The sequence below is a fragment of the Streptomyces yaizuensis genome, assembly GCF_034961445.1.
GTDB classification, from domain to species: domain Bacteria; phylum Actinomycetota; class Actinomycetes; order Streptomycetales; family Streptomycetaceae; genus Streptomyces; species Streptomyces yaizuensis.
This window is the reverse complement of record NZ_BSBI01000017.1, coordinates 146,986-170,688: the sequence shown is the minus strand read 5'-3', so window position 1 is coordinate 170,688 and position 23,703 is coordinate 146,986. Positions and strand designations below refer to the sequence as shown.

Sequence of the window (23,703 nt, the reverse complement as noted above, 5' to 3'; positions counted from 1 at the left end):
GCGTACCGGGCCGCCGCCGCGCGCCGCTCGGACCGGGGGCCGTGGGCCCACCGGTCGACCGCCCGGCAGAGCGCGGAGGGTTCGTCCTCGGCGAGGGCCGTGAGGAGTTCGGCGGCCCGGGGGTGGTCGGTGTCGGCGAGCGTCTCGACGAGGTCGTCGACCGCCAGCCGGCGCCGGCTGTAGAGCAGCGCCTGCGCGGCGGCGCCGACGGTGGGGCCGGGCACCCCGGGCGGTGCGCCGGGGCCGGTGGCCAGCGGGGTGTGGTCGGTGAACCACCGGCACAGGAGGGGTTGTACGCGGACGGGGTCGGCCTCCAGGCACGCGACGACGGCGTCCAGGAACCGCCGGGACCGGGCCGGTGCGGCGGCTCCGTCGGCGGCGGCCGGGGCGGGGCCGTCCCCGTGGGCCGCCCCGGTGCCGCGGCCGCTCCCGGCCGGTGGTGGCGGGTCGCCCGCCGCGACACCGCCGCCGACCCCGGCCCGCTCCTCCGGTCCCGTACGGGGAACCCGGCGCCCCGGTCCACCGGAAGCACCGTCGCGAACTGCGGCGACACCGGGGCCCTCCGCCCCGCCGGGTGCCTCTCCCCCGACGCCGCCGGCTGCGGGCGCCTCCCCCGTGTCCCACGGGTCCCGCGCATCCGGCCCCGTACCGGAAGCATCCTCCGGTGGCCCGGCCGACCCACCACGACCGCCGTGCCGCGTCCCCGCGTCCGGCCCCACCGGGGCGCCGGGGGCCTCCGCCGCCAACGCCGCAACGGGAACATCAACGCTCGCGGGTGACCGCACGTCCGCCGCGACACCGGACCCCGCGACCGGAGCACCGCCCGGCCGGATCGGAGCTGCGGCAGGCCCGCCGCGACCGCCGTCCGGAACCGCCGCGCCGCGCACATCCGCCGGGGCCGATGCGGTGCCCCGGGTCGCGACCCCGCTCGGGGCCCCGGCCCGTTCCCGGGGTCCCGTCCCCGCATCGCGCGCCGCCGACGCGGGGGGCCCGCCGGGGCCCCCGTACCCGATCGGGTGCTCCGCCCCCGGTCCCGTACCGCTCCCGGCAGGTGCCTGTGCCTCCCCCGCCGTGTCCGATACGGGGCCGGGGTCGCCCGTGGCCGGCAGCGGGCTCTCCGCGCCGGCCGCCGACACCGGGACCGCACCACCGGAGCCCCCGGCCCCCCACCCCGGGACCACAGGAGACACACCACCCGATGCCCCGACCGACCCACCGCTACCGCCATACCGCGTCACAGCAGCAGACGCCCCCGACGCATCCGACACAGGGCCGGAACCACCCGTAGCCGACAGCAGACCCTCAGAACCGGCCACCGACGCCGGAACCGCACCACCGGAGCCCCCGGCCGGCCCACCGCGACCGCCGCGCCCCGACGCATCCGGAGCGGCGCCACCGGCCCGCGCGGACGGCACCTCCCCGGCCGCCCCTACCCGGGCCCCGGGACGCTCCACCGGGCCTCCCGCCGTCGGCCGGCCCGGTACGGGAACACCGCCCGCGCCGGGCAGCCGCGTCCCCGGAGCGCCGGAAACCCCGGAATCACCCAAGCCGGCTTGTCGATGCTCCCCCGCCGGGACCGGTACGGGACCCTCCGCGCCCGGGGCCTCCGCCGGGGACGGGGGTCCGTCCGCCGGGAGGAGGAGGCGGAGGAGGTCGAGGCGGTCGGCGGCGGGCAGGGGGAGGCGGAGCCAGAAGGCCGGGCCGAAGGGGGCCAGGGAGGAGCGGCGGGAGGTGCGGGTGATCCTGGTGGCCAGCAGTCGCAGCATGGGCAGGTAGTCCGTGAGGTCGGGGACCCCCCGCAGCGTGCCGGTGAGCAGCCGGACCGCCCACCAGTGGGCGTCGGCGCCCGGGTCGAGCCGTTCCGCCGCGTCGATCAGTTCCTTGAGTCTGCGGATGAGCGCCGGCGGGCCCGGGGAGCGGTCCAGCCGCAGCAGGGCCTGGAGCACGGGCCCCGCGCGGTGCCGGGGCACGGGCAGCGTGGGCGGGGGCCGCAGCACGGCCGAGCCCGGGGGTGGCGGTACGTACCCCTCCGTACGGGCCCCGCAGGGCTGCCGGGCCGGCAGCCCGGCCGGTGGCGGGTCACCGCCGGTCCGGTGCACCAGGGAGCGGAGTGCCGCGTCCAGGTCGAGATGGGCGCCCTGGAGCCATTCGGCGACCTGCTCGTGGGCGAAGCGGTACCCCGTGCCCGCCGGGACGAGCAGCCCTTCCGTGAGCACGGCGGCGGCCCACCCCGCCCGCCAGGGGAACAGTTCCTCGAAGGACTCCCGGTCCAGTTCGCCGTGGCGGGGTCCCAGACAGCGGCGGGCGGCCTCGTGGACCCGGCCGGCGACGCGGGCGGCGAGCCGGCGCACAGCGGCCCCCCGTGGCGCCGGCCGGGAGGCGGCGGCGATGCGGACCGCGATCCGCAGACAGAGCAGGTCGAGATGGGCGGTGAGGACGTCGGACAGGTCCGGCCGGCCGGGTACGCCGGCGGGCAGGGCCTCCCGCACCTCCGCGAGCAGCCGCAGCGCCAGCGGATGGCGTCCGGCGGCGGCCGTGATCGCCCCGGCGGGCAGTGCGTACCGCCGCCGCGCTTGGTCCGCCTCCGCCGGGGAGAGGGCGGCGATCCGGACGGCGGGGCGGCGCAGCGCGCCGGGCGGGTGGAGGGGTTCGGCCCGTTCCCAGTGTTCCGGGCGGCAGCCGACGATCATCCGGGCGCCGCGGCTGACGAGCCAGTGGACGGTGGCGGCGGTCCAGTCGGGCAGCCGGTGGGCGAGCTGCGGCGGCATCTCCTCGGGCCCGTCCAGGATGACGAGCAGCGGGCGGCCCGCCTCCCGGGCGAGGTAGGCGGCGCGCTCGGGCGTGATGGGGGCGGCCGCCTGCCCGGCGCCGCCGTACCCCGTCCCGTATCCCGTCCCGTACCCCGTCTCGTATCCCCCTCGGCGCCCCGTCCCGTAAGCCGTCCCGTATGCCGTCCCGTATCCCGCTCCGTACCCCGGCCCCCGAGCGGAAGCGGTGCCGGAGGCCGCCAGGATGCGCCCGGAGCGGGCCAGCGACCGTGCGACGGCGTCGGCGACGGAGCCGTCCCCGGCCCGGAGGTCCGCGCCGCGCAGCCAGACGGTGGGGGCGGGTTCCGGCCCGTGGGTGCGGCGGGCGGCGAGCGCGAGGAGTTCGGTCGTCCGCCCGGTGCCGGGCCCGCCGACGAGGGCGAGGACCGGCGCGGTGCACCCGTCGAGCCCGGCGAGGGCCCCCGGGCGCGGTACGAACCGGTCGGGTGGCACGAGGGGGCCCAGGGAGGTCGCGGTCAGTTCGAGGACGGCGGCGAGGTTGAGATCGTCGCCGTAGCCGGGGACGGTGGCGGCGTTGCGCCGCAGCAGCGCGTCCAGCCGCTCGTCGCGGGTGGCGAGGGAGCGCAGCGGGAACGCGAGCCCGGGCGCCCTGCGGGCGGAGTGGAGCGCGGTGCCGAGGACGGCGATGGCGGCGCCGGTGACCGCGTCGAGGACGGGTCCGCCGGTGGCGGGGCTGCCGAGCCGGAGCGCGTCGCCGGCGCCGGGCGCGAGGGCGAGACCGGCGGCCTCCTCGATGAGGTGGTAGCGGTCGGTGGCGGTGTAGGTGGCCTGGACGGAGCCGAGCGCGCGGGCCTCGCGCCAGCCGCGCAGGAAGAGCCGTAACCGGGTGCCGGGGACGATCCGGCGGCGGGCGCTGATGGGTACGGGCCGTACCGCCAGGTCCTGCGTGCGCACGAGGGCGAGCCCGGCGCCCGGCAGCGGCACGATGGCGTCGGCCTCGGCGAGCCAGATCCGTTCCCCGGGCGCCTGGAGCACCACCCGCCCCAGCCCGTCGACGCTTTCGTGGCTGGTGACGACCGTACCGAGCTGATCGGCGACGAAGCCGGTCCCGCGCGGGCGGCCCGCCAGATCGCGGAGGTGTACGAGCGTCGTCTGTTCACCGCGTTCCATGGTCCGACGGTAGGACGCGGCTGGTCAGGGGGTGAAGAACGCCTCGGGAACGCGCCCCCGGAGCGCGCCTCGGTTCGCTTCGAAGCGCCGCTGCGAAGCACCGCGCACCGCTGCGGAGCCCCTGCCACCGGGGCGGCGCGGGCTCAGCAGCGGGCGCTTGCGAGTGCTGCGCGTGCCGCGGGCTCAGACGAAGACGGCGAGGCTCTTGGCCTTGCCCCGGTCCTCCTCGACGAGGGCGAGGAAGCGGTTCTCGGGGCCGAAGACGGCGACCGGGTTCCGCTCGTGGTGCGGCATGTCCAGCCGTACGCCGTTGGCGAGCAGCCGGGCGCGGCGCTCGTCCACGTCCCAGCGGGGGAACGCGGCGGCGGCGGCCTCGGCGACCGGCATGACGGTCAGCTCCTGCTGGAGCTGGTCGAGCGTCTTCGCCGCGTCCAGCCCATAGGGGCCCACCCGGGTGCGGCGCAGGGCCGTGAGGTGGCCGCCGACGCCGAGGGAGGCGCCGAGGTCGCGGGCGAGGGCGCGGATGTACGTACCGGAGGAGCAGACGACGGAGACCACCAGGTCGATCACCGGGGTGCCGTCATCGGCGGTGTCCTCGCGCAGGTCGTAGACGCGGAAGGAGGAGACGGTGACCGGCCGGGCCGGGATCTCGAACTCCTCGCCGCTGCGGACCCGTGCGTAGGACCGCTTGCCGTCGATCTTGATGGCGCTGACCTTGGACGGGATCTGCATGATCGCGCCGGTCAGGGCGGCGACCCCGGCGTCGACGGCCTGGCGGGTGACCGAGGAGGCGTCGGTGGACGAGGTGATCTCGCCCTCGGCGTCGTCGGTGACCGTGTTCTGGCCGAGCCGGATGGTGCCGAGGTACTCCTTCTCCGTGAGGGCGAGGTGCCCCAGGAGTTTGGTGGCGCGCTCGACGCCCAGCACCAGGACGCCGGTGGCCATGGGGTCGAGGGTCCCCGCGTGGCCGACGCGGCGGGTCTTCGCGATCCCGCGCATCTTGGCGACGACGTCGTGCGAGGTGAAGCCCGACGGCTTGTCGACGATGACAAGGCCGTCGGGCGTGGTGGGACGCTGTGTCATGCGGAGGCTTCGCCCTTGCCCTCGGCTCCGTCCTTGCCCTCGGCCTCAGCCGTGTCCTCAGCCTCGGCCTCGGCCGCCTCGTCGTCGTCGGAGGCGTCCTCCGGCTTGCGGTACGGGTCCGCGTCACCGGCGTAGCTGGCCCCGGAGGACACCTGGCGCACCCGGGCGTCGGAGGCACGGGCCTGGTCGAGGAGGTCCTCGATGGTCCGGGCGGTCTCCGGGAGGGCGTCCGCGACGAAGGTCAGCGTCGGGGTGAACTTGGTGCCGGCGGCGGCACCGACGGCGGAGCGCAGGACGCCCTTGGCGCTCTGCAGCCCGGCGGCGGCGCTGGCCCGGTCCTCGTCGTCGCCGTAGACCGTGTAGAAGACCGTGGCCTCCCGCAGATCGCCGGTGACCCGGGTGTCCGTGATGGTCACATGGGTGCCGAGCCGCGGGTCCTTGATGCCGCGCTGTAGCTTCTCGGCGACCACTTCCCTGATGAGGTCCGCCAGTTTCTTCGCCCGCGCGTTGTCGGCCACTGGTCCTTCTCCTTCTTACCTGCTGCTTGCCTTGCCATCAGTCTTCGTCGCTGTGGAGCCTGCGTCGAACCGACAGCAGTTCCACCTCGGGCCGGCCGGCGACGAGTCGCTCGCACCGGTCCAGTACCTCCGTGAGGTGCCCTGTGTCACCCGAGACCACCGCGAGGCCGATCTCGGCCCTGCGGTGGAGGTCCTGGTCGCCGGTCTCCGCCACGCTCACCGCGCATGTGCGGTGCAGCTCGGCGAAGATCGGGCGGACCACGGAGCGCTTCTCCTTGAGCGACCGTACGTCGCCGAGAAGCAGATCGAAGGAGAGCGTCCCCACATACATAGGTGTACCCGGATGTCCCGCCGGTTCGGGTTCATGACGCCTGCCAGCGCTTGGCAGGGACATCTGAACCGTACACGCCGGGCCGTCGCGGATCGACGGGAATTCCTCCCGCCGGATCCGGTACGGGGCCGGGGCCGGCCGGCGGAAATCCTCCCGCCGACCGGCCCCGGGCGCTGTCCTTCGCCGGCCGCCGGGAGCCGCGCCTTGCGGGCGGCTCCCCACGGCCTCGTACGATCCGGCGATCAGCCTCGCGGCTTCTCGCGCATCTCGTACGTCGCGATGACGTCGTCGATCTTGATGTCGTTGTAGTTTCCGAGGTTGATACCACCCTCGAAGCCTTCGCGGATCTCGGTGACGTCGTCCTTGAAGCGGCGCAGACCCTCGATGTTGAGGTTCTCGGCGACCACCTTGCCGTCGCGGATGAGACGGGCCTTGGTGTTCCGCTTGACCTCGCCGGAGCGGATGAGCACACCGGCGATGTTGCCCAGCTTGGACGAGCGGAAGACCTCGCGGATCTCCGCCTTGCCCAGCTCGACCTCTTCGTACTCGGGCTTGAGCATGCCCTTGAGTGCGGCCTCGATCTCCTCGATGGCCTGGTAGATCACCGAGTAGTACCGGACCTCGACACCCTCGCGCTCCGCCATCTGCGAGGCACGGCCGGCCGCGCGGACGTTGAAGCCGATGACGATGGCGTCGGAGCCCATGGCCAGGTTGATGTCGGACTCGGTGACCTCGCCGACGCCGCGGTGCAGGACCCGGATGTCGACCTCTTCGCCCACGTTGAGCTGGAGGAGCGAGGACTCCAGGGCCTCGACCGAACCGGACGCGTCACCCTTGATGATGAGGTTGAGCTGCTGGACCTCGCCCGCCTTGAGCACCTTGTCCAGGTCCTCGATGGAGACCCGGCGGGTGCGCTTGGCGAACGCGGCGTTGCGCTCACGGGCGGCGCGCTTCTCGGCGATCTGACGCGCGGTGCGGTCCTCGTCGACGACGAGGAAGTTGTCGCCGGCGCCCGGGACGTTGGTGAGACCGAGGACGAGGACCGGGGTCGACGGACCCGCCTCTTCCACGTTCTCGCCCTTGTCGTCGAGCATGGCGCGCACCCGGCCGTAGGCGTCGCCCACGACCATCGTGTCGCCGATCCGCAGCGTTCCGCGCTGGACCAGGACCGTCGAGACGGCACCGCGACCACGGTCGAGGTGGGACTCGATGGCGATGCCCTGCGCATCCTGCTCCGGGTTGGCCCGCAGGTCGAGCGAGGCGTCCGCGGTGAGGACCACGGCCTCCAGCAGTTCCTCGATGTGCAGGCCCTGCTTGGCGGAGATGTCGACGAACATGGTGTCGCCGCCGTACTCCTCGGCCACCAGACCGAACTCGGTGAGCTGACCGCGCACCTTGGTCGGGTCGGCACCCTCGACGTCGATCTTGTTGACCGCGACCACGATCGGCACGTCGGCCGCCTTGGCGTGGTTCAGCGCCTCGATCGTCTGGGGCATCACACCGTCGTTGGCCGCCACCACGAGGATCGCGATGTCGGTCGACTTGGCACCGCGGGCACGCATGGCGGTGAACGCCTCGTGACCCGGGGTGTCAATGAAGGTGATCTTCCGGTCTTCGCCGTTGACGTGGGTCGCGACCTGGTAGGCACCGATGTGCTGGGTGATGCCACCGGCCTCGCCCGCGATGACGTTCGTCTTGCGGATGGCGTCGAGCAGCCGGGTCTTTCCGTGGTCGACGTGACCCATGACGGTGACCACCGGCGGACGGGAGACCAGGGCCTCGTCGCCGCCCTCGTCCTCGCCGAACTCGATGTCGAAGGACTCCAGCAGCTCGCGGTCCTCCTCCTCGGGGCTGACGATCTGAACCGTGTAGTTCATCTCGCCGCCGAGGAGTTGCAGCGTCTCGTCGGAGACGGACTGCGTGGCCGTGACCATCTCGCCGAGGTTCATCATGACCGCGACGAGCGACGCCGGGTTGGCGCCGATCTTCTCCGCGAAGTCGGTGAGGGACGCACCGCGCGACAGACGAATGGGCTCGCCGTTGCCGCGGGGCAGCATCACGCCGCCGACCGACGGGGCCTGCATGGCCTCGTACTCCTGGCGCCTCTGCCGCTTCGACTTGCGGCCACGACGGGCCGGACCGCCGGGACGGCCGAACGCACCCTGTGTGCCACCACGGCCACCGGGGCCGCCGGGACGACCGGCGAAGCCGGGACGACCGCCGCCGAAGCCGCCGCCGCCACCACCGGGACCACCGCCACCGGGACGACCGGCGAAGCCGCCGCCGCCACCGGGACGACCGCCACCGCCACCACCGGGACCACCGGGGCGACCGGCGAAGCCGGGACGACCGCCACCGCCACCGCCGCCCGGACGGCCGCCGGGGCCGCCGCCGGGACGACCGCCCGCACCGGGACCGGGACGCGGTCCGGCAGCGGGACGCTGCGGCATCATGCCCGGGTTCGGGCGGTTGCCCGCGGGGCCGCCACCGGGGCGGGGCGCCTGCGGACGCGGCATCGAGCCGGGAGTGGGACGGGCCGCGCCGCCCTGACCGCCCTGGGGGCGGGGAGCGCCGCCGGGGCCGCCCTGCGGACGCGGGGCACCCGGGGCGCCGCCGGGACGCGGGGCGCCCGGACGGGGCGCCTGCGGACGCGCCATGCCGGTGGAGCCACCGGACGTGAAGGGGTTGTTGCCCGGACGGGGACCGGCCGGACGGGCGCCGGGGCGGGGGCCGCCCTGACCCTGGGCCGGACGACCACCGCGGTCGCCGCGGTCACCGCGGTCGCCACCGGGGCGCTGACCGCCGTCACGCTGACCACCGGGAGCGGCCGGACGAGCGCCGGGACGCGGGCCGGGGGCGGCGGGACGGGGGGCCTGGGCCTGCGGGGCCGCGGGCTGGGCCGCCGGCGGAGCAGAGAACTCCGCCTGGGGCACGGGGGCCGCGGGCCGCGCCGGAGCGGGCTTGGGACCCGGGCGGGGGCCCGGGGAGGGCGCGCCCGCCGGCGCGCTGGTGCCTGCCGGAGCACCGGAGGCGGCCGGCTTGGGAGCCGGTGCACCGGGCTTGGGCGCGGCGGGTCGCGGCGCGGCCGGGGAGGCCGTGCCGGGGACGGGGCCACCCGGACGGGGGGCGGCGGGGGTGGGCGCGGCCTTGCGGGGCGCACCCGGCTTCGCGCCGGGCTTGCCGGCGGAGCCGGGTCCCTGCAGCGCGTCAGTCAACTTGCGTACCACCGGCGCCTCGATCGTCGAGGAAGCCGAACGGACGAATTCACCGAGTTCCTGGAGCTTGGCCATGACGACCTTGCTCTCCACACCGAACTCCTTGGCGAGTTCGTATACCCGGACCTTAGCCACTTCGCTCCTTTGAGGTCCGGGTTACCGCCGGACCGTCGCTACTTCATGGGCGTACTCATCGCGTACTCATCGAGTGCTCATCGCAATCTCGACCTACTTCCAACTCGCGAGGTACCTGATCGCACGGTGTCTCCGTGCCGTACTTCCTTCACTGCGGGATCCGCGGCGCCTCGATGCTCCGGCGCACTCCGGCCGTGTCGAGCGGTCCCATGGCCCTGAGGGCCCGGGGAAACGCCCGGCGTCGTTCAGCCAGATCGAGACAACCCACGGCGGGGTGCACATAGGCACCCCGGCCGGGCAGCGTACCGCGTTCGTCGGGGACGCATTCACCCCCGACCGCCACGATGCGCAGCAGATCGGTTTTGGCCGCCCGCTCCCGGCACCCCACACAGGTGCGCTCAGGGCGTGCGCAGGCATGCGTCCGGCCAGACACCTTTTAGTCTACCTCCCCGCGCCGACCTCACCCCTGCGGGGCAAAAATCGAACATTCGTTGTCCGGATCTCGGCCTTGACCCCGTTCACCGGCACCGGTGACACGCTCTCGTACAGGTGGTACGACGTGACTCGGCGTCGTCCCCGTGGGGCTGCCACGGCGACGCGCCGCTCGCGCGGTGACGCCCTGTCGTTGACAGAACACCGCACGCACCGGATTTCTTCCACCGCTTTTCGGGCGGACCGCCCGGCGAAGGCCTGTGGGGCACTCGCCGGGGCCCATGGCCCGCCGGCCGCGGACTCAGTCCCGCCGGAAAGCGTCCCGGCCGTTCCGGTCACCCCGGTCGTTCCGGCTGTCCCTGCTGTCCCGGTCGCTCCGGCTGTCCCGGTCGTCCTGGTCGCCCTGCTCGGTGTCGGGGCGGATGTCGATGCGCCAGCCGGTGAGCCGGGCGGCGAGCCGCGCGTTCTGCCCCTCCTTGCCGATGGCCAGGGAGAGCTGGTAGTCGGGGACGGTGACCCGGGCGGACCGCGCGCCGAGGTCCACGACCTCGACCTTGCTGACCCGCGCCGGGGAGAGGGCGTTGGCGACCATCTCGGCCGGGTCGTCCGACCAGTCCACGATGTCGATCTTCTCGCCGTGCAGCTCCGCCATCACATTGCGGACCCGGCCGCCCATGGGGCCGATGCAGGCACCCTTGGCGTTGAGCCCGGAACGGGTGGAGCGGACCGCGATCTTGGTGCGGTGGCCGGCCTCGCGGGCGATCGCCGCGATCTCGACACTGCCGTCCGCGATCTCGGGGACCTCCAGCGCGAAGAGCTTCTTGACCAGGCTGGGGTGGGTCCGCGACAGGGTCACGGAGGGCCCGCGCACACCCTTCGCGACCCGGACCACGTAGGTGCGCAGCCGCAGCCCGTGCGGGTACTCCTCGCCGGGGACCTGCTCCTGCACCGGCAGGATCGCCTCCAGCTTGTCGTCCAGCTTGACCAGGACGTTCTTCGGGTCCTTGCCCTGCTGCACCTGGCCGGAGACGACATCGCCCTCACGGCGGGCGTACTCGCCGAAGGTGACGTCGTTCTCGGCGTCCCGCAGCCGCTGCTGGATGACCTGGCGGGCGGTGGTGGCGGCGATCCGGCCGAAGTCCGACGGGGTGTCGTCGAACTCCTTGGCCTCCTGCCCGTCCTCCAGATCGGCCGGGTCCTCCTTGGCCCACACCGTCACATGGCCACTCTGGCGGCTCAGCTCGGCGCGCGCGTGGCGGCGGCTGCCCTCGGTGCGGTGGTACGCGATGAGGAGGGCCGACTCGATCGCCTCGACCAGCAGGTCGAAGGGGATCTCCTTCTCCTGTGCCAAGCCCTTCAGGAGCTTTACGTCGATGTCCATGGCTACGCCTCCTCTTCCTTCTTCGTGTCCTTGCGGTTGAACTCGATCTCCACCCGGGCGCGCGCGATGTCGGCGAACTCGATCCGGCGGGCGGTGGGCTTGCGGCCCTTGACTCCGGGGACCTCCACGTCGAGCCCGTCGTCGTCCAGGGCCACCACGCGGGCGACCAGTTCGCCCCCCTCGTTCGACAGGAACTTCACCAGTCGGCCGGTGGCGCGGGCGTAGTGGCGCCGCTCGGTGAGGGGGCGGTCGGCACCGGGGGAGCTGACCTCCAGGACGTACTCCTCGTCGCCCATGACATCGGTCTCGTCCAGCTGCTGGGAGACCTCACGGCTCAGCTCGGCGCACACGTCCAGGGTGGCGCCCTCGTCGGAGTCGACGACGATCCTCAGCTGGCGGCGGCGGCCGGCACGGGAGAGTTCGATCTCTTCGAGATCGAGGCCGGCGGCGGTGACGAGCGGTTCCAGCAGCTCGCGCAGCCTCTCGCTCTGGGTGGTGCTCATCCGGGTGACTCCTCGGCCGCGTGTGCTGTTGTGGGTTCGTCGCGTGTCGCCTCAAAGGGTATCGGGTCCCACAGGGTGTTGCCGTCCATCCGGGCCGTGCCCACGGGTACGCTCGCCTGCGGCGATGATCACCAAGCGGCCGAGGGAGACACGCGTGGGGCACACCTGGACGACGCGCAGAGGTGTGCTGGCGGGGGCGGTGGCGGTGGCCGCCGGAGCCCTCGCCGGATGCTCCGGCGACACCTCCCCGGGCGGGGAGGCGGACGTCGTCAGGGTGGACCTGAACCGGAAGCAGGCGGCCGCGAGCCGGGCGCTGCGGGACCGGTACGACGCGACCATCGCCCGCCATCCGGGGCTCCGCTCCCGGCTGGCCCCGCTGCGCGCCTCGGTGGTCGCGCACGCCGCCGCGCTCGACCCGAAGCCGGAGCCGTCCCCCTCGCCGTCCCCGGCGGCGGTCCGCGCCGCCGTCCCCCCGGACGAGCCGGGGGCGCTGCGGGCCCTCGCGCAGGCGGAACGGGAGACCGCCGCCCTCCGCACCGGGCTGCTCCGGCTCGCGGAGCCGGAGCAGGCCCGGCTGTACGCCTCCCTCGCGGCCGCCGGCACGACCCACGCGTATCTGCTGAGGGAGGTGCCGGGGACGGCGGAACGGGCCGGGTCGGGCGACCCGGCCGGCCCGGCCGGGCGCGCGGGCGCGGGCGGCGGCCGGAAGAGGGACCGTGCGACCGCCGCCGTGCGGGCCGCGCTCGCCGCCGAACACGCCGCGGTGTACGGGTACGGGGTGGTCGGCGCCCGCGCCGGGAAGGCCCGCGCGGCCCAGGCCCGGGAGGGGTACGCCGCCCACCGCGCCCGCCGGGACGCGCTCGCGCGCACGGCCCGCGACCTGGGCGACGAGCCGGTGGCCGCCGCGCCCGCCTACGACCTGCCGTTCCCCGTACCGGACGGGGCGGCGGCGGTCCGGCTGGCCGCGTATCTGGAGGACCGGGTGGCCGGTGTCTACTCCGACCTGGTGCGCGCCGCCGACGGCCCGCTGCGGCAGGAGGCGGCGGCCTCGCTGCGGGAAGCGGCGGTCCGGTCCGTGCGGTGGCGCGGCAGCGGCGTAGCCTTTCCTGGGCTCGCCGAACGGGCGGGCGGCCGGTGACCCCACCGGCGGGACGGTCCGGGACACCCCCGGACAGGCCCGCAGATCCGCCGCAGTCGCGGGAAACATCGCGGTAAGCGCGGGAAGGACAGTTCGCGCATGGGTTTTGAAGCGCCCCGGCGTCTGGTGCGGGCGCTCTCGGAGAGCGGCGACCGGCGCGCATGGCACACCTGGCTGGAAGGGCTGCCCGCTCTCGCCGGGGAGACGGTGGCCCGGCTCGGTCTGACGGCCGGGCGGGTGGTGGCACCGGGCGGCCGGGGCAGCTTGATCCTCCTGGTCCAGCTCGCCGACGGCACCCCGGCCGCCCTGAAGCTGATCCCGCCGGGCGGGCGGGCCGCCCGGGAGCGGGCGGCCCTGGAACACTGGGACGGCCGGTTCGCGGTCCGGGTGATCGGCGACACCGGTACGGAGGACGCGCTGCTGCTGGAGCGACTGCGCCCGGAGGTCTCGCTGCGGTCGCTGCCGCAGGCGAAGGCGCTCCTGGAGGCGGCGGCGACGGTGCGGCGGCTGTGGGTGGAGCCCCCGGCCGGGCACGGCTTCACCACCGTGGCCGAGCGGACCGCCCGGCAGGCGGACGCGCTGCGGGACCTCGGCGAACCACTGGCGACGGCGGCGGTCGACGCCCGCGAGCGGCTGGTGGAGGACGCCCCCGAGGCGCTGCTGCTGCACGGTTCCTTCCGCCAGGGCAAGGTCCTGGGCGGCGACCGTGCCCCTTGGCTCGCGGTCGGCCCCCGTCCGGTGGTCGGCGAACGCGCCTACGACCTGGCCCGCCTGGTCCGTGACCGCGCGGAGGACCTGGTAGCGGCCTCCTCGGGGGCGTCGGCGGCCCGCCGCCGGGTGAACAAGCTGGCCGACTCCCTCGACGTCGACCCCGACCGGCTGCGGGGCTGGGCGCTCTTCCGCGCCGTCGAGTCGGGTACGCGCGCCCTGGCGGCGGGCCGCGTCCAGGAGGCGGAGTCGACGCTGGAGTTCGCCTCCTGGCTCTGACGCCAGGGGGCGGCGACCCGCCGGACGGCCGGGTGGGCCCGGACCCGGCCCGGAGCCCCGTACTCGTACCGATCGTCCGCCGCGTCATGCCGGGCCCGGCCGACACGGGGTGCACCGCCCCAGGGGGTCAGCGGTCATCGCGGCCCTCGCACAGTCGCGCATGATGCACGGGGCAGCGCTCCCAGGGCCCCGGCCCCGAACCCGGGCCGTGTGCCGGTCGTCCCCCAGGTGCCCGGCTCCCCGGGGCATCAGCGGCCCTGCGGCACGGCGACCCCGCGCGGCACAGCGCCCCGCGCCCCCGCCCCGTACCGACGACGTCTCCGCACGGAAACGCCCCCACCACCGGCACGGAGCCAGTGGCGGGGGCGGGGGCGTACACGCCCGGAGAGGGTGTCAGCCGCGCAGGCGGGCGACGGCCTCGGCGACCGGGAGTTCCTCGCGCTCGCCGGTGCGGCGGTCCTTCAGTTCGACGACGCCCTCGGCGGAGCGGCGGCCCGCGACGAGGATCTTCGGGACGCCGATCAGCTCCGCGTCGGTGAACTTCACACCCGGGGAGACCCCGGGGCGCTCGTCCACGAGGACCCGCAGCCCGGCCTGCGCCAGCTGGTCGGCGACGTCGAGGGCCAGCTCGGTCTGGAGCGCCTTGCCCGCCGCAACGACGTGGACGTCGGCCGGGGCGATCTCGGCGGGCCAGCACAGGCCCTTGTCGTCGGCGGTCTGCTCGGCGAGCGCGGCCACGGCCCGGGAGACGCCGATGCCGTACGAGCCCATGGTCACCCGGGTGGGCTTGCCGTTCTGGCCGAGGACGTCGAGCTGGAAGGCGTCGGTGTACTTCCGGCCGAGCTGGAAGATGTGGCCGATCTCGATGGCGCGGTCCAGCTTGAGGCCCGTGCCGCAGGCGGGGCAGGGGTCGCCGTCCTCGACGACCACGACGTCCACGTACTCGTCGACCTCGAAGTCACGGCCGGCGACGACGTTCCGCGCGTGCTTGCCCTCCTGGTTGGCGCCGGTGATCCAGGCGGTGCCGGCGGCGATCCGGGGGTCGGCGAGGTAGCGGACCTTCTCCAGGCCCTGCGGGCCGACATAGCCGCGCACCAGGTCGGGGCGGCCGGTGAAGTCCTCGGCGGTGACCAGCTCCACCTCGGCCGGGGCCAGGTGGTCGGACAGCTTGCCGAGGTCCACCTCGCGGTCGCCGGGGACGCCGACGGCCACGATCTCGCCGTCGACCTTCACCAGCAGGTTCTTCAGGGTGGCGGACGCGGGCACGCCCAGGTGCTCCGCCAGGGTCTCGATGGTGGGGGTGTCCGGGGTGTCCAGCTCCTCGACCGCCGGGTGGTCCACGGCGGTCGCGGCCGGGGCGGTGAAGGTGACGGCCTCGGTGTTGGCCGCGTAGTCGCAGGCCGTGCAGTGGACGAAGGTGTCCTCGCCGGCGGCGGCCGGGGCCAGGAACTCCTCGGACGCCGAGCCGCCCATCGCGCCGGAGACCGCCGAGACGATCCGGTGGTCGAGCCCGAGCCGCCGGAAGATGCGGATGTACGCGGCGCGGTGCAGCCCGTACGCCTCGGACAGGCCCTCGTCGGTGGTGTCGAAGGAGTACGAGTCCTTCATCTGGAACTCGCGGCCGCGCAGGATGCCCGAGCGGGGGCGGGCCTCGTCGCGGAACTTGGTCTGGATCTGGTAGAGGATCACCGGCAGGTCCTTGTAGGACGTGCACTGGTCCTTGACCAGCAGGGTGAAGATCTCCTCGTGGGTGGGGCCGAGGAGGTAGTCGGCGCCCTTGCGGTCCTTGAGCCGGAACAGCTCGGCGCCGTACTCGCTCCAGCGGCCGGTGGCCTCGTACGGCTCCTTGGGGAGGACGGCCGGGAGCAGGACCTCCTGCGCCCCGATGGCGTCCATCTCCTCGCGCACCACGCGGGTGACGTTCTCCAGGACCTTCTTGCCCAGCGGCAGCCAGGACCAGATGCCGGCCGCGTTGCGCCGCACGTACCCGGCGCGGACCAGCAGCTTGTGGCTGAGCGTCTCGGCGTCGGCCGGGTCGTCGCGCAGTGTCTTGACCATGAGACGGGACATGCGCTGGACCTGGGCTGCCATGGGAGATTCTCCTGCGTCAAGAAAAGGTGATGTGCAGGAGGTTAGCCGGGCGGCGGGCACGGGCGGAAATTCGGACGGCGCGGGCGGGGGTCCGGGCAGGGCCCGGCGGGGATCCGGGCAGGGGTCCGGGCGGGGCCGTCAGTACGCGCGGCGGAGCGGCAGCGGGGCCCCCATCACGGCGTACGCGCTGCTCGTACTGGGGAAGAGCACCCGGCGGGCGAGGTCCCGGTAGCCGAGGGAGCGGTAGAGGCCGCGGGCCGGTGACTCCGTGTCGATCGCGGAGAGGATGGAGCGCGGTTCGGCGGCGGTGTCGGTGATGCCGGTGATCAGCGCGCGGCCGATGCCCCGGGCCTGGAACGCGGGGTGGACATGGAGTTCGGTGATCACGAAGGAGTTGTCCAGCCAGTGGTCGTGGCCGCTGTGGCGCAGCGGGGGCTCCACGACGGTGGACCACCAGTGGCGGCGGTCGTTGGGCATGCCGTAGACGAAGCCGACGAGGACGCCGGGCGGGGCCAGTGCGCCCAGGGCGCGGGCGCCGGGCTCGCGCAGATGCCGCTGGACGATGGGGCGGCGCACCTCGACCTCGTCGGCGCTCAGGCCGAAGGCCAGGGCCTGGACCGTGAGGGCTTCGTCCAGCAGGGCGGCGAGATCGACCGGTTCGATGACGACTACGGGGAGTGCTGCCATACCGGCACCCTACTGAAAGCGACCGGGTCGTGGGCCGCACGGATCGGGTCGGAATGGGAGCGGAATCGGGTCAGAAGAGCACGCTCATGAACGCCCCGACCTCCTGGAAGCCGACCCGCCGGTAGGTGGCGCGGGCGGGGGCGTTGTAGTCGTTGACGTACAGGCTGGCCACGGGGGCGATGTCGGCGAGGGCGTAGCGCAGGACGGCGGCCATGCCGGCGGCGGCGAGGCCCCGGCCGCGGTGGTCGGGGTCGACCCAGACGCCCTGGATCTGGCAGGCGCGGGGGGTGGCCGCGCCGATCTCCGCCTTGAAGACCACCCGGCCGTGCTCGATCCGGGCGAAGGAGCGGCCCGCGCCGACCAGCTCGGCGACCCGGGCCTGGTAGAGCAGTCCGCCGTCGCCGGCCATCGGCGAGACGCCGACCTCCTCGGTGAACATGGCCACGCACGCGGGCATGATCACGTCCATCTCGTCCTTGCGGATCCGGCGGACGTAGGGGTCGGGCTCGATGCCGTCGGGGAGCCGGTCGGTGACCATCAGCGGCTGGTGGGGGCGGATGTCGCGGGCGGGGCCCCAGCCCGGTTCGAGGAGCCGCCACAGCTGGGCGGTGGGGCCGGCGGGGCCGACGATGGAGGAGCAGCGGCGGCCGGCCCGGCGGGCGCGGTCGGCGAAGGCGCGGACGGCCTCGGGGGTGGCGCAGATGGGGACGAGGTTGGCGCCGGAGTAGCAGAGCGAGCGCAGCCGCCCCTCGGCGTACCAGCCCCACATCTCGCCGCCGAGCCGCCAGGGGTCGAGTCCGGCGACGCGGACCCTCGCCGTGACGAAGGCGTTGGTGACGGGGTCGCTCTCCAGGACGGCGAGAGCGGCGTCGAGGTCGCCGGGTTCGAGGACCCGGGTGGTGGTCTGCGTCAACACGAGGGGGCCTCACCTACCATCTGCTGATCTCCGAACTGTACCTGCCGGGTGGGCCGGGTGCCGAGTGGGGAAGCGGGCCCCGCGCACGCGGGGCGGCGTGGCGGGGCCGGTTCACTACGGATCACTACGGATCACTACGGTTCGCGGCGGATCGCTACGGAAAGCGACGCATCACGCGGGCAGGTGCGGCCGTACAGGAGAGGGAGACGGGAGAGGGAGCGGTGCGGGAGGTGGTGGGCGGCGGCAGGGGTGCCGGTCAGCCGACGGTGACCTCGGGCTCGCCCGACAGCACGCCGCTCTTCTCCATCTCCTCGGCGATCTTCATCGCCTCTTCGATCAGGGTCTCGACGATCTTCGACTCGGGGACGGTCTTGATGACCTCGCCCTTGACGAAGATCTGGCCCTTGCCGTTGCCGGAGGCGACGCCGAGGTCGGCCTCGCGGGCCTCGCCGGGCCCGTTGACGACGCAGCCCATGACCGCGACGCGCAGCGGGACCTCCATGCCCTCCAGGCCGGCCGTGACCTCGTCGGCCAGCTTGTAGACGTCGACCTGGGCGCGGCCGCAGGACGGACAGGAGACGATCTCCAGCCGGCGCTGGCGCAGGTTGAGCGACTCCAGGATCTGGATGCCGACCTTGACCTCTTCGGCGGGCGGGGCGGAGAGGGAGACCCGGATGGTGTCGCCGATGCCCTCGGCGAGCAGGGCGCCGAAGGCGACGGCGGACTTGATGGTGCCCTGGAAGGCGGGCCCGGCCTCGGTGACGCCGAGGTGGAGCGGGTAGTCGCACTGGGCGGCGAGCTGGCGGTAGGCGTTGACCATCACGACCGGGTCGTTGTGCTTGACCGAGATCTTGATGTCCCGGAAGCCGTGCTCCTCGAAGAGGGACGCCTCCCAGAGCGCGGACTCGACCAGGGCCTCGGGGGTGGCCTTGCCGTACTTCTTCAGCAGCCGGGCGTCCAGCGAGCCGGCGTTGACGCCGATCCGGATCGGGATCCTGGCGTCGCCCGCGGCCTGGGCGATCTCCTTGACCTTGTCGTCGAACTGCTTGATGTTGCCCGGGTTGACCCGGACCGCCGCACAGCCGGCGTCGATCGCCGCGAAGACGTACTTGGGCTGGAAGTGGATGTCCGCGATCACCGGGATCTGCGACTTGCGCGCGATCGTGGCGAGCGCGTCGGCGTCGTCCTGGGTGGGGCAGGCCACGCGGACGATCTGGCATCCGGAGGCGGTGAGTTCCGCGATCTGCTGGAGGGTCGCACCGATGTCCGAGGTCCTGGTGGTCGTCATCGACTGGACGGAGACGGGCGCGTCACCTCCCACCGCCACGGACCCAACCTGGATCTTCCTGCTGACCCGACGGTCAGCGAGCTTGGCCGGAACGGCAGGCATCCCGAGAGAAATCGCGGTCATCAGCTGTGCAACCCCAAGGTGTGGATCGAGGTCCCGGCATCGCCGGGCTCAGCAGTCGAGATTACGGCACCGCGGTTGCCGTCAGCACATCGTCCGGGGAAACCCGCCGTACGACAGGGCGGCCGGGGCACAAAGTACACCCGGCCGCCGTGGGTCCACCGGGCACTCAACTGATCTTGACTGGATTCACCAGGTCCGCGACCAGCACCAGCAGGGTGAAGCAGATGAAGATTCCGGCCACGACATAGGCGACCGGCATCAGCTTGGCCACGTCGAAGGGACCGGGGTCGGGGCGCTTCAGCACCCGGGCCGCGCGCCGGCGCACGGACTCCCACATCGCCCCCGCGATATGACCGCCGTCCAGGGGGAGCAGCGGCAGCATGTTGAAGAGGAAGAGGGAGAGGTTGAAGCCGGCGAGCAGCATGAGGAAGCTGGCGACGATGTTCTGCGTGGGCATGTCGAGGTTCATGACCTCGCCGCTGATGCGGGCGGCGCCGACGACCCCGACCGGGGAGTCCTCCTTGCGCTCGCCGTCGCCGAAGGCCGCGTCCCAGAGGTCGGGGACCTTGGTGGGGAGGGCGATGATCGATTCCACACCGTTCTCGATCATGCCGCCCATGCGGTCGACGGAGTCGGTGAAGGAGAGCGGGAGGATCTCCGTCTGGGCGACGAAGCCGAGGTATCCCGCCGGGACGTACTCGCCGGGGATCACCTCGCCGTCGCCGTCCTTCTTGACGACCTCGTTCTTGATGAGAGTGGCCTGAAGCACCCGTTCGACGCCGTCCCGCTCGACCGTGATGGTCGCGGGGCCGATGGTCTCGCGGATACGTTCGGACAGTTCCGGCCAGGAGGTGATCCTGTCGCCCTGGAAGGCGACGATCTTGTCGCCCGTCCGCAGCCCGGCGGCCTGGGCCGGGGAGACGGGGTCGCTCTTGGCGCAGGTGTCGCGCTGCTCGCGCTGGTCGATGGCGCACTTCTGGACGCCGGCGACCTCGGTGGTCTGGGTGGCGAAGCCGAACGTCATCGCGATGCCGAGGAAGAGCGCGACCGCGAGCACCAGGTTCATGAACGGGCCGGCGAACATCACGATCACGCGCTTCCACGGCGCGCGGGTGTAGAAGAGCCGCTTCTCGTCGCCCGGCTCCAGCTCCTCGTACGCGGCGCTGCGCGCGTCCTCGATCATGCCGCGCCAGGGCGAGGTGGAGCGGGCCTCTATCCGGCCGTCCTGTCCGGGCGGGAACATCCCGATCATCCGGATGTAGCCGCCCATGGGGATGGCCTTGATGCCGTACTCGGTCTCACCCTTGCGCCGGGACCAGAGGGTGGGGCCGAAGCCGACCATGTACTGGGGCACCCGGATGCCGAAGAGCTTGGCGGTGGAGAGGTGGCCCAGCTCGTGCCAGGCGATGGAGAGCAGCAGGCCGACGGCGAACAGCGCGATGCCGAGAACCGTCAACAAGATCGTCATGCGCGTGCCTCCGCCGTGGCCTTCGCCGCCAGTTCCCGGGAGCGGGCACGGGCCCAGCTCTCCGCCTCCAGGACGTCGGCCACGGTGAGCGCGGTTCCCCGCCCCTGGCGGACGGGGGTGCCGTGCTCGGCGACGACCTCGGTGACCGTGTCCATGATCCCGTTGAACGGCAGTCGTCCGGTGAGGAACGCGTCGACGCACTCCTCGTTGGCCGCATTGAACACCGCCGGAGCCGTTCCGCCCAGCTCTCCGACGTGCCGGGCGAGCCCGACGGAGGGGAACGCCTCGGTGTCCAGGGGGAAGAACTCCCAGGTGGACGCCTTGGTCCAGTCGAAGGCGGGGGCCGCGTCGGGCACCCGTCCGGGCCAGCCGATGCCGATGGCGATGGAGCCGGTCATGTCCGGCGGGGTGGCCTGGGCGATGGTGGAGCCGTCCAGGAACTCGACCATGGAGTGGACGTAGGACTGGGGGTGGACCACGACCTCGATGCGGTCGAAGGGCACGTCGTAGAGGAGATGGGCCTCGATGACCTCCAGCCCCTTGTTGACCAGGGTGGAGCTGTTGACCGTGATCACCGGGCCCATGGCCCAGGTGGGGTGGGCGAGGGCGTCGGCGGGGGTGACCGTGTCGAGTTCGGCCCGGGTGCGGCCGCGGAAGGGGCCGCCGGAGGCCGTGACGACCAGCTTGCGCACATCGGCCCGGGTGCCGGCGCCCAGCGCCTGGAAGATGGCGGTGTGCTCGGAGTCCACGGGGATGATCTGGCCGGGCCGGGCCAGCTGCTTCACCAGCGGCCCGCCGACGATGAGCGACTCCTTGTTGGCGAGGGCGAGGGTCCGGCCCGCCGCCAGCGCCGCGAGGGTGGGCCGCAGACCGATGGAGCCGGTGATGCCGTTGAGTACGGTGTGGCACTCGCTCGCGGCCAGGTCGGTCGCGGCGTCGGCGCCCGCCAGGATCTCGGGCAGCGGCTCGGTGCCGTACCGCGAGGACAGGGCCTCCCACAGCGCGGGGACGGCGTCCTCGCGGGCCACGGCGACGACCGGGACCCGCAGCCGGTGGGCCTGCTCGGCCAGCAGCTCCACCCGTCCGCCCGCGGCGGAGAGCGCGGTGACCCGGAAGCGGTCGGGGTTGCGCAGCACGAGGTCGATGGCCTGGGTTCCGATCGAACCGGTGCTGCCGAGGACGACGATGTCCCGGCGGCCCTCGACGGCGTCGAAGAGGGTGTGCGGATCGGCAAGGGGGTGTGGAGGACGGTCGCTCATCCCCCCATTGTGGCTGTCCGGCGCCCGCGGGTGGACAACGCGTCCCGTCCTGGTCAGGTCCGGCCGCCCGCACGGTCGGATCCGGCCGCGGGACACCGTCCGGCGGCCGGATCCGGTTCCCGGGGCGGACCGGGTCGGCCCGGGTCGGCCTGGTGCTCCGGGTGGATCGAGCCGGCTCAGCCGCCGGGGTGGACCGGGCGGGCTCAGCTGTCCGGGTGGATCGGGCGGTGCACGTTCTCCCGTACGGACGGGCCGGGCTCCGCGTCCGCGATCCAGGGGCCGTCCCCGCTGGGGTCGACGATCCCCTCCTCCAGCCACGCGTACCGGCCCGCGAGCACCCCGTCCACGATCCGGCGGTCGATGTCGTCGGTGTTGGACCAGAGCCTGCCGAACAGCTCCTCGACCCGGAGCCTGGCCTGCCGGCAGAAGACGTCGGCGAGCCGGTACGCCTCCCGGCCGTGCTCCCCGCCGCCCCGCAGCAGCTCCGCGCGGACACAGGCGGCGCTCATCGCGAACAGCTCCGCGCCGATGTCGACGATCCGCCCGAGGAACGCCTGCTTGGTCTCCATCCGGCCCTGCCAGCGGGACATGGCGTAGAACGTCGAGCGGGCCAGCTTGCGCGAGGAGCGCTCGACATAGCGCAGATGGGCGGAGAGGTCGGCGTGCCCGGCGGGGTGGAACTCGCCGTACGACCCCGGCACCCGGCCGGGTCCGGTGACCAGCTTCGGGAACCAGCGGGCGTAGTACGCGGTGGCCGCCGCGCCCGCGCGCGCCTTGTCGCCGAGGGTCTTGTCGGGGTCGATCAGATCGCCCGCCACGGTGAGATGGGCGTCGACGGCCTCCCGGGCGATCAACAGATGCATGATCTCGGTGGAGCCCTCGAAGATCCGGTTGATGCGCAGATCGCGCAGCATCTGCTCGGCGGGGACGGCGCGCTCGCCGCGGGCGGCCAGCGAGTCGGCGGTCTCGTAGCCCCGGCCGCCCCGGATCTGCACCAGCTCGTCGGCGATCCGCCAGGCCATCTCCGAGCCGTACAGCTTGGCGATGGCCGCCTCGATCCGGATGTCGTTGCGGTCCTCGTCGGCCAGCTGGGAGCAGAGGTCGAGCACGGCCTCCAGGGCGAAGGTGGTGGCGGCGATGAAGGAGATCTTGGTGCCGACGGCCTCGTGGCGGGCGAGCGGCTTGCCCCACTGCTCGCGGGCGGCGGACCACTCCCGGGCGATCTTCAGACACCACTTGCCCGCGCCGGCGCACATCGCGGGCAGCGAGAGCCGGCCGGTGTTGAGGGTGGTGAGCGCGATCTTCAGCCCGGCGCCCTCCGGGCCGATGCGGTGGGCGGCCGGGACCCGGACCCGGTGGAAGCGGGTGACCCCGTTCTCCAGACCGCGCAGGCCCATGAAGGCGTTGCGGTGCTCGACGGTGACGCCCTCGCTCGCGGCCTCCACCACGAAGGCGGTGATCCCGCCGGGGTGCCCGTCGGACCGGGGCACCCGGGCCATCACCACCAGCAGGTCGGCGACGACGCCGTTGGTGGTCCACAGCTTGACGCCGTCGATGAGGTAGTCGTCGCCGTCGGGGACGGCGGTGGTGGCCAGCCGGGCGGGGTCGGAGCCGACATCGGGCTCGGTGAGGAGGAACGCGGAGATGTCGCCGGCGGCGAGCCGGGGCAGGAAGGTGTCCTTCTGCTCGTCGGTGCCGAAGAGTTTCAGCGGCTGGGGCACGCCGATCGACTGGTGCGCGGAGAGCAGTGCGCCGAGGGCGGGGCTGGCCGAGCCGACGAGGGCCAGCGCCCTGTTGTAGTAGACCTGGGTGAGCCCGAGACCGCCGTACTTGATGTCGGTCTTCATACCGAAGGCGCCGAGCCGGCGCAGGCCCTCGATCACCTCGTCGGGGATCTTCGCGTCGCGTTCGATGCGGGCCCCGTCGATGTCGTTCTCGCAGAACTCCCGCAGCCGGGTCAGGAACTCCTCGCCCCGGCGGGTGTCCGGCGCGGCGGGCAGCGGATGGGGGTGGATGAGGTCGAGCCGGAAGCGGCCCAGGAAGAGTTCCTTGGCGAAGCTGGGCCTGCGCCAGTCCCGTTCGCGCGCGGCCTCGGCGACCTGCCGGGCCTCGCGCTCGCTGACCTTGGGGGGCCGGTCGGGCCGGTTCTTCTCCAGTGGTGCGGTCATGAGGTTCACCTCGCCGCGAGTCGGGAGCCGGGGCCCGTGACG

Annotated in this window: 16 protein-coding genes and 1 pseudogene; 2 read left to right on the top strand and 15 right to left on the bottom strand. The window is 73.7% G+C overall.

From position 1 onward, the window contains the following. Positions 1–1,616: 1,616 nt before the first annotated feature. From SYYSPA8_RS38430 to rimP, 8 genes and pseudogenes are all read right to left on the bottom strand, one after another. Positions 1,617–2,858, bottom strand: a pseudogene (locus SYYSPA8_RS38430) (serine protease); the annotation flags it as partial. A gap of 1,263 nt (positions 2,859–4,121) precedes the next feature. Next, complete coding sequence (gene truB / locus SYYSPA8_RS32550; protein WP_323451006.1) at positions 4,122–5,021, bottom strand: tRNA pseudouridine(55) synthase TruB; 900 nt, start codon at positions 5,019–5,021, stop codon at positions 4,122–4,124. After that, a complete protein-coding gene (rbfA, locus tag SYYSPA8_RS32545) occupies positions 5,018–5,539 on the bottom strand; it encodes a 30S ribosome-binding factor RbfA (RefSeq protein ID WP_323451005.1) in 522 nt (173 codons plus the stop codon). Before rbfA ends, truB begins: the two co-directional genes overlap by 4 nt. Before the next feature lie 37 nt (positions 5,540–5,576). Next, positions 5,577–5,870 carry a DUF503 domain-containing protein gene (locus SYYSPA8_RS32540; RefSeq protein ID WP_323451004.1) on the bottom strand — a complete coding sequence of 98 codons (294 nt, stop codon included), beginning with the start codon at positions 5,868–5,870 and terminating at the stop codon, positions 5,577–5,579. Between the two features lie 242 nt (positions 5,871–6,112). Continuing rightward, positions 6,113–9,220: a translation initiation factor IF-2 gene (gene infB / locus SYYSPA8_RS32535; protein ID WP_323451003.1), complete on the bottom strand. Its 3,108-nt coding sequence runs from the start codon at positions 9,218–9,220 to the stop codon at positions 6,113–6,115. Positions 9,221–9,368: 148 nt separating this feature from the next. Beyond that, on the bottom strand, positions 9,369–9,653 hold the full coding sequence (locus SYYSPA8_RS32530) for a YlxR family protein (RefSeq protein WP_323451002.1): 285 nt from the start codon (positions 9,651–9,653) through the stop codon (positions 9,369–9,371). Positions 9,654–9,953: 300 nt separating this feature from the next. Continuing rightward, a complete protein-coding gene (nusA, locus tag SYYSPA8_RS32525) occupies positions 9,954–11,033 on the bottom strand; it encodes a transcription termination factor NusA (protein WP_323451001.1) in 1,080 nt (359 codons plus the stop codon). A 2-nt stretch (positions 11,034–11,035) separates the two neighbouring features. Continuing rightward, positions 11,036–11,536: a ribosome maturation factor RimP gene (gene rimP, locus SYYSPA8_RS32520; RefSeq protein WP_323451000.1), complete on the bottom strand. Its 501-nt coding sequence runs from the start codon at positions 11,534–11,536 to the stop codon at positions 11,036–11,038. A gap of 730 nt (positions 11,537–12,266) precedes the next feature. Here rimP and SYYSPA8_RS32515 point away from each other — a divergent pair. Both SYYSPA8_RS32515 and SYYSPA8_RS32510 read left to right on the top strand, forming a co-directional pair. Beyond that, positions 12,267–12,674 (top strand): ferritin-like domain-containing protein, encoded by a 408-nt coding sequence (locus SYYSPA8_RS32515; RefSeq protein WP_323451044.1) that lies wholly within the window; start codon positions 12,267–12,269, stop codon positions 12,672–12,674. A 99-nt stretch (positions 12,675–12,773) separates the two neighbouring features. Then, positions 12,774–13,661, top strand: coding sequence for an aminoglycoside phosphotransferase family protein (locus tag SYYSPA8_RS32510; protein WP_323450999.1), 888 nt, complete (start codon positions 12,774–12,776; stop codon positions 13,659–13,661). 393 nt (positions 13,662–14,054) lie between these two features. Here SYYSPA8_RS32510 and SYYSPA8_RS32505 read toward each other — a convergent pair whose 3' ends face one another. The 7 genes from SYYSPA8_RS32505 to SYYSPA8_RS32475 form a co-directional block, all read right to left on the bottom strand. Continuing rightward, positions 14,055–15,752 carry a proline--tRNA ligase gene (locus SYYSPA8_RS32505; protein ID WP_323450998.1) on the bottom strand — a complete coding sequence of 566 codons (1,698 nt, stop codon included), beginning with the start codon at positions 15,750–15,752 and terminating at the stop codon, positions 14,055–14,057. 138 nt (positions 15,753–15,890) lie between these two features. After that, entirely contained in the window at positions 15,891–16,439 is a 549-nt protein-coding gene (locus tag SYYSPA8_RS32500; RefSeq protein WP_323450997.1) for a GNAT family N-acetyltransferase, read from the bottom strand. A 70-nt stretch (positions 16,440–16,509) separates the two neighbouring features. Continuing rightward, positions 16,510–17,355, bottom strand: a complete 846-nt coding sequence (locus SYYSPA8_RS32495; RefSeq protein ID WP_323450996.1) for a GNAT family N-acetyltransferase — start codon at positions 17,353–17,355, stop codon at positions 16,510–16,512. Positions 17,356–17,611: 256 nt separating this feature from the next. Further along, entirely contained in the window at positions 17,612–18,766 is a 1,155-nt protein-coding gene (gene ispG, locus SYYSPA8_RS32490) for a flavodoxin-dependent (E)-4-hydroxy-3-methylbut-2-enyl-diphosphate synthase (RefSeq protein WP_323450995.1), read from the bottom strand. Between the two features lie 166 nt (positions 18,767–18,932). Next, positions 18,933–20,234 carry a M50 family metallopeptidase gene (locus SYYSPA8_RS32485; RefSeq protein ID WP_323450994.1) on the bottom strand — a complete coding sequence of 434 codons (1,302 nt, stop codon included), beginning with the start codon at positions 20,232–20,234 and terminating at the stop codon, positions 18,933–18,935. Next, a complete protein-coding gene (gene dxr, locus SYYSPA8_RS32480) occupies positions 20,231–21,493 on the bottom strand; it encodes a 1-deoxy-D-xylulose-5-phosphate reductoisomerase (RefSeq protein ID WP_323450993.1) in 1,263 nt (420 codons plus the stop codon). The genes SYYSPA8_RS32485 and dxr overlap by 4 nt, the downstream gene beginning before the upstream one ends. Positions 21,494–21,696: 203 nt before the next feature. Then, on the bottom strand, positions 21,697–23,661 hold the full coding sequence (locus SYYSPA8_RS32475; protein WP_323450992.1) for an acyl-CoA dehydrogenase family protein: 1,965 nt from the start codon (positions 23,659–23,661) through the stop codon (positions 21,697–21,699). Positions 23,662–23,703: the final 42 nt, after the last annotated feature.

Bases quoted from the DNA above. Each gene is read 5' to 3' on its own strand.
- truB (WP_323451006.1), bottom strand. From the start codon at position 5,021: ATGACACAGCGTCCCACCACGCCCGACGGCCTTGTCATCGTCGACAAG.
- SYYSPA8_RS32540 (WP_323451004.1), bottom strand. From the start codon at position 5,870: ATGTATGTGGGGACGCTCTCCTTCGATCTGCTTCTCGGCGACGTACGG.
- nusA (WP_323451001.1), bottom strand. From the start codon at position 11,033: ATGGACATCGACGTAAAGCTCCTGAAGGGCTTGGCACAGGAGAAGGAG.
- rimP (WP_323451000.1), bottom strand. From the start codon at position 11,536: ATGAGCACCACCCAGAGCGAGAGGCTGCGCGAGCTGCTGGAACCGCTC.
- SYYSPA8_RS32510 (WP_323450999.1), top strand. From the start codon at position 12,774: ATGGGTTTTGAAGCGCCCCGGCGTCTGGTGCGGGCGCTCTCGGAGAGC.
- SYYSPA8_RS32505 (WP_323450998.1), bottom strand. From the start codon at position 15,752: ATGGCAGCCCAGGTCCAGCGCATGTCCCGTCTCATGGTCAAGACACTG.
- SYYSPA8_RS32500 (WP_323450997.1), bottom strand. From the start codon at position 16,439: ATGGCAGCACTCCCCGTAGTCGTCATCGAACCGGTCGATCTCGCCGCC.
- ispG (WP_323450995.1), bottom strand. From the start codon at position 18,766: ATGACCGCGATTTCTCTCGGGATGCCTGCCGTTCCGGCCAAGCTCGCT.
- SYYSPA8_RS32485 (WP_323450994.1), bottom strand. From the start codon at position 20,234: ATGACGATCTTGTTGACGGTTCTCGGCATCGCGCTGTTCGCCGTCGGC.
- dxr (WP_323450993.1), bottom strand. From the start codon at position 21,493: ATGAGCGACCGTCCTCCACACCCCCTTGCCGATCCGCACACCCTCTTC.
- SYYSPA8_RS32475 (WP_323450992.1), bottom strand. From the start codon at position 23,661: ATGACCGCACCACTGGAGAAGAACCGGCCCGACCGGCCCCCCAAGGTC.